The organism is Pseudomonas sp. RIT623 (assembly GCF_004519305.1).
Lineage (GTDB): Bacteria > Pseudomonadota > Gammaproteobacteria > Pseudomonadales > Pseudomonadaceae > Aquipseudomonas.
On the sequence record NZ_SOZA01000014.1, the window covers coordinates 96,613 to 108,051 of the forward strand.

The window sequence follows — 11,439 nt, forward strand, 5'->3', positions numbered from 1 at the left end:
CGGGGTTGTCATGAAGGTCGCCGCAGGCTCAAACTGGCAGCTTTTCCGCAGGCCGGCAGAAGGTCGCCGGGGCGGTTTTCCGGGCGCGTTCACAAGACAGCGCCAACTGACAGATCATTCGGGGACCCCAGACATGGAACTGGTTGTAAAAAGCGTAGCCGCTGTATCCGTCAAGACCGCCACCCTGGTCGTGCCGGTGGGCGAAAACCGCAAGCTGGGCACTACTGCCAAGGCCGTGGACGACGCCAGCGGCGGTGCCATCAGCACCCTGCTCAAGCGCGGCGACCTGGCCGGCAAGCCGGGCCAGACCCTGCTGCTGCACAGCCTGCCGGGCCTGAAGGCCGAGCGCGTGCTGCTGGTGGGCAGCGGCAAGGACGAAGCCCTCGGCGACCGCACCTGGCGCAAGCTGGCCGCCAGCGTCGCCGGTGTGCTCAAGGGCCTGGGCGGCAGCGACGCAGTGCTGGCCCTGGACGACCTGGCCGTCAGCGGCCGTGACGGCCACTACGGCAAGTACCGCCTGCTGGCCGAAACCCTGCTCGACAGCAACTACCTGTTCGACCGCTACAAGAGCCAGAAGGCCGAACCGCGCGCCCTGAAGAAAATCACCCTGCTCACCGCCAAGGCCGGCCAGGCCGAGGTCGAGCGCGCCGTCAAGCACGCTAGCGCCATCGCCACCGGCATGGCCTTCACCCGCGACCTGGGCAACCTGCCGCCGAACGTCTGCCACCCAAGCTTCCTCGCCGAGCAGGCCAAGGACCTGGGCAAGGCGCACAAGGGCCTGAAGGTCGAGGTGCTGGATGAGAAGAAGATCAAGGACCTGGGCATGGGCGCGTTCTACGCCGTGGGCCAGGGCAGCGACCAGCCGCCACGGCTGATCGTGCTCAGCTACCAGGGCGGCAAGAAGAGCGAGAAGCCGTTCGTGCTGGTTGGCAAGGGCATCACCTTCGACACCGGCGGCATCAGCCTCAAGCCAGGTGCCGGCATGGACGAGATGAAGTACGACATGGGCGGTGCCGCCAGCGTGTTCGGTACCCTGCGCGCGGTGCTCGAATTGCAGCTGCCGATCAACCTGGTGTGCCTGTTGGCCTGCGCCGAAAACATGCCGAGCGGTGGTGCCAGCCGCCCGGGTGACATCGTCACCACCATGAGCGGGCAGACCGTCGAGATCCTCAATACCGACGCCGAAGGGCGCCTGGTGCTGTGCGATGCACTGACCTACGCCGAGCGCTTCAAGCCGCAAGCCGTCATCGATATCGCCACCCTGACCGGCGCCTGCGTCGTCGCCCTGGGCGGCCACACTTCGGGCCTGATGGGCAATAACGACGAGCTGATCGGCCAACTGCTGGACGCCGGCAAGCGCGCCGACGACCGCGCCTGGCAACTGCCACTGTTCGACGAGTATCAGGAGCAACTGGACAGCCCGTTCGCCGATATCGCCAACATCGGCGGGCCGAAAGGTGGCGCCATCACCGCCGGCTGCTTCCTGTCGCGCTTCGCCAAGCAATACAACTGGGCGCACCTGGACATCGCCGGCACCGCCTGGATCAGCGGCGGCAAGGACAAGGGCGCCTCGGGCCGCCCGGTACCGCTGCTCACCCAGTACCTGCTGGACCGCGCCGGCGCCTGATGGCGCCCCACCGCTGGCGCCCTCGCGCGCCAGTGGCGGGCACTGACCGATCATGAGCCAAGTCGATTTCTACATCCTGCCCACCGACGCCCTGTCGGCGCGGCTGGATTTCGCCTGCAAATTGTGTGAAAAGGCCTGGCGCCTCGGCCATCGGGTCTACCTGCATTGCCAGGACGAGGCGCAACGCAGCGAACTCGACCTGCGCCTGTGGCAGTTCAAGGGCGAGGCCTTCGTGCCGCACGACCCCGCCGAGCAACACCCGGACGCCATTGTCGCGCTGGGCATCGGCAGCGATGCCGGCGAACACCGTGACCTGCTGATCAACCTGGGCGGCGCTGTCCCCACCTTCGTCGGCCAGTTCGAACGGGTCGCCGAGATCGTCGTCGAGGACTCGGCCATCCGCCTGGCCGCCCGCGAGCGATTCCGTTTCTACCGCGAACAGGGCTATGCTCTGCAAGACCACCGCTTACAGCGACTTTGACGACGATGGACAAGCAGCTGAACTCCCTCACCCATTCCGCCCACCTGCTCGACGACCTCGAATCGATTCGCGAGCTGCTGGGTGACGCCGACCTGCAACCGCCCCTGCTGACCGAAACGGTGGAGCAGATCCCGTTGTTGCTCGACGAACCCGCCGGCACTGCGCCGGTCGCCACGCCAGCACCCGCGCCCGAAGAAGATGCCCAGACCCGCCGCCAGGACACCCTGCTGCACCTGGACGCCGAGCTGCGCACCGCCGCACAGCAGATCATGCAGGACGTGATCAACGACTTCACCCCGCATATCGAAACCGAGATCAAGCGCCGCCTCGATGCGCGGCTGGAGCGGTTGCTCAAGCGTTCCGAGTGACTCTCTGGGGCCGCTTCGCGGCCCTTTCGCGGCACAAGGCCGCTCCTACAGGAGATCGCGTTCCCCTGTAGGAGCGGCCTTGTGCCGCGAAAGGGCTGCAAAGCAGCCCCGGCGCCTGTCGCCTCAACCTCCTGCGTTGGTTATACTTCCCGGCTTTCCCGAACAAATGCCATAGGGTCCCGCCGCGCATGGACAAGACCTACCAGCCGCACGCCATCGAAACTTCCTGGTACAACACCTGGGAGTCCGAGAACTATTTCGCCCCACAAGGTGCAGGCGAGTCCTACACCATCATGATCCCGCCGCCGAACGTCACCGGCAGCCTGCACATGGGCCACGGCTTCAACAACGCGATCATGGACGCCCTGATCCGCTTCCGCCGCATGCAGGGTCGCGACACCCTGTGGCAGCCGGGCACCGACCACGCCGGTATCGCCACCCAGATGCTGGTGGAACGCCAACTTGAAGCCAAGGGCCAGAATCGCCACGATCTGGGCCGCGACAAGTTCCTGGAGAAGGTCTGGGAGTGGAAGGATCAATCGGGCGGCAACATCAGCCGCCAGATCCGCCGCCTGGGCTCGTCGGTGGACTGGAGCCGCGAGCGCTTCACCATGGACGACGGCCTCTCCGAGGCGGTCAAGGAAGCCTTCGTGCGCCTGCACGAAGACGGCCTGATCTACCGCGGCAAGCGCCTGGTCAACTGGGACACCAAGCTGCACACGGCGATCTCCGACCTCGAAGTGGAAAACCACGACGAGAAGGGTCACCTGTGGAACCTGCGCTATCCGCTGGCCGACGGCGCCAAGACCGCCGAAGGCAAGGACCACCTGGTAGTCGCCACCACCCGTCCGGAAACCCTGCTCGGTGACGTCGCCGTTGCCGTCAACCCGACCGACGAGCGCTACCAGGCCCTGATCGGCAAGTTCGTCGAACTGCCGCTGGTCGGCCGCCGCATCCCGATCGTCGCCGACGACTACTGCGACCCCGAATTCGGCACCGGCTGCGTGAAGATCACCCCGGCCCACGACTTCAACGACTACGAAGTCGGCAAACGCCACAACCTGCCGCTGCTGAACATCTTCGACAAGAACGCCACCGTGCTGGCGGCGGTCCAGGCGTTCAACCTCGACGGCAGCGTCAACGAGAACGTCGATACCTCGCTGCCGACCCAGTACGCCGGCCTCGACCGCTTCGTCGCGCGCAAGCAAATGGTTGCCGACCTCGACGCCCAGGGCTTGCTGGTCAGCATCGACGACCACGCCCTGAAGGTGCCCAAGGGCGACCGCTCCGGCACCGTCATCGAGCCGTGGCTGACCGACCAGTGGTACGTCTCCACCAAGCCGCTGGCCGAACCTGCCATTGCTGCCGTGGAAGACGGCCGAATCCAGTTCGTGCCCAAGCAGTACGAGAACATGTACTTCTCCTGGATGCGCGACATCCAGGACTGGTGCATCAGCCGCCAACTGTGGTGGGGCCACCGTATCCCGGCCTGGTACGACGAGGCCGGCCAGGTCTATGTCGGCCGCGACGAGGCCGAAGTGCGCGCCAAGCACAACCTGGGCGCCGACGTAGCGCTGCGCCAGGACGACGACGTCCTCGACACCTGGTTCAGCTCGGGCCTGTGGACCTTCTCCACCCTCGGTTGGCCGGAACAGACCGAGTTCCTTAAGAAGTTCCACAGCACCGACGTGCTGGTGACCGGCTTCGACATCATCTTCTTCTGGGTTGCACGCATGATCATGCTGACCATGCACCTGATCAAGAACGAGGATGGCACCCCGCAGGTACCGTTCAAGACCGTGTACGTGCACGGCCTGGTGCGCGACGGCCAGGGCCAGAAGATGTCCAAGTCCAAGGGCAACGTGCTGGACCCGCTGGACATCGTCGACGGCATCACCCTCGATGCCCTGCTGGAAAAACGCACCAGCGGCATGATGCAGCCCAAGCTGGCCGAAAAGATCGCCAAGCAGACCAAGGCGGAGTTCCCCGAGGGCATCGCCAGCTACGGCACCGATGCCCTGCGCTTCACCTTCTGCTCGCTGGCGTCCACCGGTCGTGACATCAAGTTCGACATGGGCCGCGTCGAAGGCTACCGCAACTTCTGCAACAAGATCTGGAACGCCGCCCGCTACGTGCTGGACAAGGGCGAGGACTGCGGCCAGAACGGCGAGGCCTACGAGCTGTCGCTGGCCGACCGCTGGATCATCTCGCAGTTGCAGCGTACCGAAGCCGAGGTAACCCGCCAGCTCGAGCAGTTCCGCTTCGACCTGGCCAGCCAGGCGCTGTACGAGTTCATCTGGAACCAGTACTGCGACTGGTACCTGGAGCTGTCCAAACCGGTATTGTGGGACGAGAACGCCCCGGTAGAGCGCGCCCGTGGCACCCGGCGCACCCTGGTGCGCGTGCTGGAAGTGGCCCTGCGCCTGGCCCATCCGTTCATGCCGTTCATCACCGAAGAGATCTGGCAGCGCATCGCGCCGCTGGCCGGCATCGACGGCAAGACCATCATGCTGCAGCCGTGGCCGGTAGCCGTCGAGGCGCGCATCGACGCCGCCGCCGAAGGCGACATCGAGTGGCTCAAGGAGCTGATGGTCGGCCTGCGCAACATCCGTGCCGAGATGAACATCGGCCCAGGCAAGCCGCTGCCGCTGTTCCTGAAGAACGCTAACGCCGACGACCAGCGTCGCCTGCAGGAAAACGAAGCCCTGCTCAAGAAGCTGGCCAAGGTCGAATCGTTCACCGTGCTCAGCGAACAGGACGAAGCGCCGCTGTCGGCCACCGCCCTGGTGGGTGACCTGCAAGTGCTGGTGCCGATGGCCGGGCTGATCGACAAGGACGCGGAACTGGCGCGCCTGAGCAAGGAGATCCAGCGCCTGCAGGGTGAAGTCCAGCGCGTCGGCGGCAAGCTGTCCAACGCCGCCTTCGTCGACAAGGCCCCGCCGGCGGTAATCGAGAAGGAACGTGCCAAGCTGGCCGAGTCGGAGCAGGCCCTGGCCAACTTCACCGAGCAGCACGCGCGGATTGCAACGCTGTAACAACCTGATAGACCGCTGGGGCCGCGTTGCGGCCCTTTCGCGACACAAGGCCGCTCCTACAGGAACGGCGCCGGATCGAGAGGCGCCGCTATCCTGTAGGAGCGGCCTTGTGTCGCGAAAGGGCTGCAAAGCAGCCCCAGGGCCTGCAACACCGGATCCGACCATGACCAACAAACCCACCCTGCACCCACGCAACCGCCACCAGGGCCGCTACGATTTCCCGGCACTGATCAAGGCCCACCCGGACCTCGCCCGTTTCACCATCACCAACCCCCACGGCAAGCCCAGCATCGACTTCGCCAACCCCGAAGCCGTGCGGGTGTTCAACCGCGCCCTGCTCAAAGCCCAGTACGCCATCCAGCACTGGGACATCCCCGCCGATTACCTGTGCCCGCCGATCCCTGGCCGCGCCGACTACATCCACGTGCTGGCCGACCTGCTGGCCGAGGACAATCGCGGCGAAATCCCCCGTGGCTCCCAGGTCCGCGCGCTGGATGTCGGCGTCGGCGCCAACTGCATCTACCCGCTGCTTGGCCACAGTGACTATCGCTGGCGCTTCCTGGGCTCGGACATCGACAGCGTCGCCCTGGCGTCGGCCAAGGCCATCGTCCAGGCCAACAAGCTCGACAAGGCCATTGGCCTGCGCCTGCAACCTGAGCGCAAGTACATCCTCAGCGGCCTGCTGCAGGCCGACGAGCGCTTTGAGCTGACCCTGTGCAACCCGCCCTTCCACGCCTCGCGCGAGGAAGCCACCCGCGGCAGCCAACGCAAGTGGAAGAACCTCGGCAAGCAGGACCCCAAGCGCAAGCTGCCGGTACTGAACTTTGGCGGGCAGAACAATGAACTGTGGTGCGAAGGCGGCGAGATCCGCTTCGTCAGCCAACTGGTCGCCGAAAGCGCGCAGTACGCGGCCCAGGTGCTGTGGTTCACCAGCCTGGTATCCAAGGCCAGCAACCTGCCGGGCATCGAGGCGGCCCTGAAGAAGACCGGGGTGAAGGCCCTGCGCATCGTCGAGATGGGCCAGGGGCAGAAGCAGAGCCGCATGGTCGCCTGGAGCTTCCATGACGACGCGGCACGCCAGCAATGGCATGCCTTGCGTAAATCGCAGGCATGAAAAAACCGCGCCCGGGCAAGCCGGGCGCGGTTTCGTCAAATCAACAATTACTTGTTGATCGAGTCGGTCAGCACTTTGGCTGGAACGAACTTGACGACTTTCTTGGCAGCGATTTCGATGGCGGCGCCAGTCGAAGGGTTGCGGCCAGTGCGGGCAGGACGCTCGGTGACTTTCAGTTTGCCGATGCCTGGCAGGGTGATTTCAGCGCCGTTTTCCAGTTGGTCGGCGACGATCTGGCCCAGTTGCTCCAGTGCAGCACGCGCGGTGGTTTTCGGCGCGTCGATGGATTCAGCGATATCGGCAATCAGTTGGTCTTTGGTCAGTGCCATGGTGGTGTTCCTTCCCTATCAAATTCAGAGGTTGTGCAGCGTGCTTGTCGGTGGTCGGGCCAGCCCGGGACATTCCAGAGGCCGCGTCGATCGCGTATGTAGATACGCAAATCGGCGTTTGGTTCGACACCCCGCAAGCGATCTGCCAGCAATGCGCCACCCAAGGGGCGCAAGACCGCGCAAAGCTACCACAGGAATCGATAAATATCCGCTATCGACACTGATTTTGTGCAGGTTTTTCGGGGGTTTCAGAAAAAACCGCAAAAAGTTGAACAAAAAACGAACAACCGGCATTTCCGCCAACATCTGGCCACTGCACCGCCCTCCCCCTGAGGTAAACTTAACGCCTTTTGCAGCGCGGCCCCATGCCGCCCTTTACCCCGAGAATTCCATGCCAATCCGTCATTGCATCGTTCACCTGATCGACAAGAAGCCCGATGGCAGCCCCGCCGTGCTCCATGCCCGCGACAGCGAACTGGTAGCCTCCGACGCCATCGAGAACCTGCTGGCCGACCTCAACGACAGCTACAACGCCAAACAGGGCAAGGCCTGGGGCTTTTTCCATGGCGAGTCCGGCGCCTACCCGTTCAGTGGCTGGCTCAAGCAGTACCAGGACGGGGAAAGGGACTTCGCCAGCTTCAGCCGTGTCGCTGTCGAGCACCTGCAAAAACTGATGGAAGAGTCCAACCTGTCCACCGGCGGGCACGTGCTATTCGCCCATTACCAGCAAGGCATGACCGAGTACCTGGCCATCGCCCTGCTGCACCACAGCGAAGGCGTGGCGGTGAACGCCGAGCTGGACGTCACCCCATCGCGCCATCTGGACCTGGGCCAGTTGCACCTGGCGGCGCGGGTCAACCTTTCGGAGTGGAAGAACAACCAGCACTCCAAGCAGTACATCTCGTTCATCAAGGGCAAGAACGGCAAGAAGGTCTCGGACTACTTCCGCGACTTCATCGGCTGCCAGGAGGGCGTCGACGGCCCGGGTGAAACCCGGACCCTGCTCAAGGCGTTCAGCGATTTCGTCGAAAAGGAAGACCTGCCGGAAGAAGCCGCCCGGGAGAAGACCCAGACCCTGGTCGACTACGCCACCACACAGACCAAACTGGGCGAACCCATGGCGCTGGAGGAGCTCTCCAGCCTGATCGACGAGGACCGCCCCGAGGCGTTTTTCGACCACATTCGCAACAGTGACTATGGCCTGTCGCCGGAGATCCCGGCCGACAAGCGCACCCTCAACCAGTTCCGCCGCTTCACCGGGCGCGCAGAAGGGCTATCGATCAGTTTCGAGGCACATCTGCTGGGCTCGAAGGTGGAATATGACGAAGAGGCCGGCACGCTGGTGATCAAGGGCCTGCCAACCCAGTTGATCGACCAGCTCAAGCGCCGCAAGGACTGAGCTGACGCTTGCCGTTCCTGTGGGAGCCAGCTGGCTCCTACAAGGTGTCCTGCGTCTGGGCGAAAGCAACCACCAACGCCTCCTTCGCCGCCTTGCGCAGCTTCTTCACCAACCGCTCTTGGCGCAGCGCCTCGCCCTTGTCGGGCCACTGCTCGACGTAAACCAGCGCTTGTGCCGGGCTGGTCTTGAAATATCGGGCGCCCTGCCCTTTCTGGTGCTTGATGAATCGCCGCTGCGGGTCATCGCTGATACCGCAGTACAGCGAGCCATTGGCGGCACGCACCAGGTAGACGTACCAGGGTTTGCAGTCGGGGGAAGGCGCTGTTTCGCTCACGGCTCGGTTCGGTGCAACGGAAGAAGGTCGCCAGCTTAACGCCTCAGCGCGCCTGCTGGAATGCGCGAAGCCCCTTGAACGCCTGCTGGCGCACCTTGTTCTGTAACATCGGCGTCCAGCCCAGCAGCACGCCCGGCATGCCCAGTGCCTGGCGCGACCAGCGCCACAGGTCGAAGGTATCGTCGTGCTGGCAAATCAGCCCGTCGCGAATCACGAAGCGTGCCTGGATATCGTTGACCACCACCCGCCCGGTCTGGCTGAACAGGTAGGTGGCCACCCAGTGCGCGCCATCGCTGCGCACGTCGTCGAAGGTCAGGGTGAAGTCCTTGGCGCGGGTGGTGAGCATCCGCCATATGTCGCCCGCGTCGTGCCCGCGCAGAGTGCCAAAGACCGGGTCGCTGAAGACGACATCATCGCTGTAGCAGGCCACCATGGCCTCGGCGTCCAGGCATTGGAAGGCCTGGTAGAAACGGGTGATCAGGGCGCTGTTGGCATCGCTCATGGACTGTTCCTGCGCAAGGTGCGAAACCCGCAAGATACTGTCTGGATGCCCGCAACACCATGCCCATTCGCCTCGTGAATGACGATCACGGGGCAAGCCAGTTCCTTAAACGTGCTCGCTGCTGACCTGCACATGCAGTGCTCGCACGGCGCCGAGACCGAACAGGATCGCGCCGATACCCAGCACCGCGAAGATCCAGCCCACCGCGCTCCAGCCACCGGTCAGATCATGCACCAGCCCCACCGCGAATGGCCCCATGGATGCCAGCGTATAGCCCACGCCCTGGGCCATGCTCGACAGGTTCGCCGCCACATGAGCGTCCTTGGAGCGCAGCACGATCAGGGTCAGTGCCAGGGCGAAGGTACCGCCCTGCCCCAGCCCGAGCAGAATCGCCCAGCCCCACAGGCCCTCGATCGGTGCATACAGGCAGCCGAACAGCCCAGCCAGGGTCACCAGCATCACGATCACGATGGCCAGCCGCTGGTCCTTGCCGCGCGTCGCCAACCAAGGCGCGCTCAAGGCGCTGACCAATTGCACGATCACCGACCCCGACAGTACCAGTCCTGCCTCGGTCGGGCTCAGGCCACGACCGATGAGGATCGACGGCAGCCAGCCGAACACGATATAGGCCAGCGACGACTGCAGCCCCATGTACAGGGTGACCTGCCAGGCCAGCGGGTCGCGCCACAGCCCACGCACCCGGTAGGCGGCCTTGTGCAGCCCGTGGCCCTGGCGCGCCTGGGGCAACCACACCAGCATCGCCAGCAAGGCCGGAAGCAGCCAGAAGCCCAGGCCAATGGCCCAGCTATCGTCGAAGTGCCGGGTCAAGGGCACGGTGGCGCCGGCAGCCATGGCCGCGCCCAGGCACAGCGCCATGGTGTAGACCCCGGTCAGGGTACCGGCGTGCTGCGGGAAGTCGCGCTTGACGATACCGGGCAATAGCACGCCGATGATGCCGATACTGGCCCCGGCCATCAGGCTGCCGAGGAAAACCCCGGCGCTCCCCAGCGTGCTGCGCACCAGGATGCCCAGGGCCAGGGTCAGGAGGATGCCGAGGATCACCCGCTCGCTGCCGAAACGCCGCGCCAGGACCGGCGCCAGCGGTGCGAAAAGCCCCAGGCACAATACTGGCAGGGTGGTCAGTAGGCCTGCTTGCGAGGCATTCAGGCCCAAGCCCGCGCTGACCTGGCCGAGCACGGGCGCCATGCTCGACAGTGCCGGGCGCAGGTTCAGCGCCACCAGCACCAGCCCCAGCAGCAGCAACCAGGGCCGGCGCAGCACAACGGGTTGCTGCTGGACCTGCTCGTCGTCGGCTTCGGCGTCGATCAACAGCTCTTCAAGTTCCGCCTCGCGCTGGGCGGTGTCGTGGTTCGTTCGTTCGGCCATGGCCTTCTCGCTGTCAGGATTCGATGAGGGTCCGGCTAAGGTGCTTGGCCCGTTCCGGATCACGTTGTTCGAGGGCGTCGACGATCTCTGCGTGCAGGTCGAACACGGCCTGGCAGCGGGGAACGGTGGACATGTTGTGTTGCAGGGCGGCGGCCACCACGCCGGAGAAATAGCGGTAGAGCTCGCTCAGCGCGGGGTTGTGGGCGGCGTCGACCAGCAGCTGGTGAAACTGGATGTCGCAGGCGACGTAGGCGGGGATATCGCTGTGAAAATGCGCGGCGCTGTGTTGCAGGGCTTCGCGCAGTTGCTGTAGGTCGTGCTCGGTGCGGCGCAGGGCGGCCAGGCCGATGGCTTCGGCCTCGAGGATGTGGCGGGTTTCGCGGGCGTGTTCGACGGTGCAGCGGGACATGGCCTGGACGGCTTGCAGCGGGTCGGAGACGGTACGCAGGTAGCTGCCGTCGCCCTGGCGGATTTCCACCAGGCCGCTGAAGGCCAGGACGCGCATGGCTTCACGCACGGTGTTGCGGCTGATGCCCAGGTCGCTGGCCAGCTCGGGTTCGGTGGGCAGACGTTGACCTACCGACCAGGTGCCCATGGCGATGCGGTCGCGGAGCTGGTCTACGGCTTGTTCTACCAGGGAGCGCTTGGTTAGTTGAGACACTTAGCGGGAACGTCCAGTCATCGGATGAATTTTTTGGGACGATAGCGGGTTGGGGGGGAGGAGGCAAGGGTTTGGGTTTGGGTTCGACAGCGATTGTTTTGATTTTTTTATGATCATTCGAAGATTATGTCGACAGTTAGTCACCTTTTCGCCCTTACGGCGACCTACTTTTGCACGCGGGCAAAAGTAGGCAAAAACCGCTG

The 11,439-nt window shown here is 64.6% G+C and carries 11 protein-coding genes; 6 read left to right on the plus strand and 5 right to left on the minus strand.

Annotated elements, in window-relative coordinates:
- Nucleotides 1-133: 133 nt before the first annotated feature.
- The 5 genes from E3U47_RS12305 (at nt 134) to rlmF (ending at nt 6,625) form a co-directional block, all read left to right on the plus strand.
- Complete coding sequence (locus E3U47_RS12305) at nt 134-1,627, plus strand: leucyl aminopeptidase (RefSeq protein ID WP_134691710.1); 1,494 nt, start codon at nt 134-136, stop codon at nt 1,625-1,627.
- Nucleotides 1,628-1,679: 52 nt separating this feature from the next.
- Nucleotides 1,680-2,108: a DNA polymerase III subunit chi gene (locus E3U47_RS12310; protein ID WP_134691711.1), complete on the plus strand. Its 429-nt coding sequence runs from the start codon at nt 1,680-1,682 to the stop codon at nt 2,106-2,108.
- A 5-nt stretch (nt 2,109-2,113) separates the two neighbouring features.
- Nucleotides 2,114-2,476, plus strand: coding sequence for a DNA polymerase III subunit chi (locus E3U47_RS12315; RefSeq protein WP_134691712.1), 363 nt, complete (start codon nt 2,114-2,116; stop codon nt 2,474-2,476).
- A 188-nt stretch (nt 2,477-2,664) separates the two neighbouring features.
- Entirely contained in the window at nt 2,665-5,511 is a 2,847-nt protein-coding gene (locus E3U47_RS12320) for a valine--tRNA ligase (protein WP_134691713.1), read from the plus strand.
- A gap of 163 nt (nt 5,512-5,674) precedes the next feature.
- Entirely contained in the window at nt 5,675-6,625 is a 951-nt protein-coding gene (gene rlmF, locus E3U47_RS12325) for a 23S rRNA (adenine(1618)-N(6))-methyltransferase RlmF (RefSeq protein WP_134691714.1), read from the plus strand.
- A gap of 47 nt (nt 6,626-6,672) precedes the next feature.
- On the opposite strand, the gene E3U47_RS12330 is transcribed toward rlmF, so the two are convergent.
- The gene (locus E3U47_RS12330; protein WP_134691715.1) at nt 6,673-6,954 is read right to left on the minus strand and encodes an HU family DNA-binding protein; all 282 of its coding nucleotides are present in this window, start codon (nt 6,952-6,954) and stop codon (nt 6,673-6,675) included.
- 391 nt (nt 6,955-7,345) lie between these two features.
- Here E3U47_RS12330 and yejK point away from each other — a divergent pair, with 391 nt between their 5' ends.
- Nucleotides 7,346-8,353 (plus strand): nucleoid-associated protein YejK, encoded by a 1,008-nt coding sequence (yejK, locus tag E3U47_RS12335; protein ID WP_134691716.1) that lies wholly within the window; start codon nt 7,346-7,348, stop codon nt 8,351-8,353.
- A gap of 37 nt (nt 8,354-8,390) precedes the next feature.
- Here the strand turns inward: yejK and E3U47_RS12340 are convergent, their stop codons facing one another.
- The 4 genes from E3U47_RS12340 to E3U47_RS12355 all read right to left on the minus strand — a co-directional run bounded on the left by E3U47_RS12340 (nt 8,391) and on the right by E3U47_RS12355 (nt 11,236).
- The gene (locus tag E3U47_RS12340) at nt 8,391-8,687 is read right to left on the minus strand and encodes a GIY-YIG nuclease family protein (RefSeq protein ID WP_134691717.1); all 297 of its coding nucleotides are present in this window, start codon (nt 8,685-8,687) and stop codon (nt 8,391-8,393) included.
- Between the two features lie 43 nt (nt 8,688-8,730).
- Entirely contained in the window at nt 8,731-9,189 is a 459-nt protein-coding gene (locus tag E3U47_RS12345; RefSeq protein ID WP_134691718.1) for a nuclear transport factor 2 family protein, read from the minus strand.
- Between the two features lie 105 nt (nt 9,190-9,294).
- The gene (locus E3U47_RS12350; RefSeq protein WP_134691719.1) at nt 9,295-10,575 is read right to left on the minus strand and encodes an MFS transporter; all 1,281 of its coding nucleotides are present in this window, start codon (nt 10,573-10,575) and stop codon (nt 9,295-9,297) included.
- Between the two features lie 13 nt (nt 10,576-10,588).
- Nucleotides 10,589-11,236: a FadR/GntR family transcriptional regulator gene (locus tag E3U47_RS12355; protein ID WP_134691720.1), complete on the minus strand. Its 648-nt coding sequence runs from the start codon at nt 11,234-11,236 to the stop codon at nt 10,589-10,591.
- Nucleotides 11,237-11,439 lie beyond the last annotated feature (203 nt).

What these genes read in the sequence shown, in the direction of transcription:
- E3U47_RS12305 (WP_134691710.1), top strand. Translation starts at nt 134, where the DNA reads ATGGAACTGGTTGTAAAAAGCGTAGCCGCTGTATCCGTCAAGACCGCC.
- E3U47_RS12310 (WP_134691711.1), top strand. Translation starts at nt 1,680, where the DNA reads ATGAGCCAAGTCGATTTCTACATCCTGCCCACCGACGCCCTGTCGGCG.
- E3U47_RS12315 (WP_134691712.1), top strand. Translation starts at nt 2,114, where the DNA reads ATGGACAAGCAGCTGAACTCCCTCACCCATTCCGCCCACCTGCTCGAC.
- E3U47_RS12320 (WP_134691713.1), top strand. Translation starts at nt 2,665, where the DNA reads ATGGACAAGACCTACCAGCCGCACGCCATCGAAACTTCCTGGTACAAC.
- rlmF (WP_134691714.1), top strand. Translation starts at nt 5,675, where the DNA reads ATGACCAACAAACCCACCCTGCACCCACGCAACCGCCACCAGGGCCGC.
- E3U47_RS12330 (WP_134691715.1), bottom strand. Translation starts at nt 6,954, where the DNA reads ATGGCACTGACCAAAGACCAACTGATTGCCGATATCGCTGAATCCATC.
- yejK (WP_134691716.1), top strand. Translation starts at nt 7,346, where the DNA reads ATGCCAATCCGTCATTGCATCGTTCACCTGATCGACAAGAAGCCCGAT.
- E3U47_RS12345 (WP_134691718.1), bottom strand. Translation starts at nt 9,189, where the DNA reads ATGAGCGATGCCAACAGCGCCCTGATCACCCGTTTCTACCAGGCCTTC.
- E3U47_RS12350 (WP_134691719.1), bottom strand. Translation starts at nt 10,575, where the DNA reads ATGGCCGAACGAACGAACCACGACACCGCCCAGCGCGAGGCGGAACTT.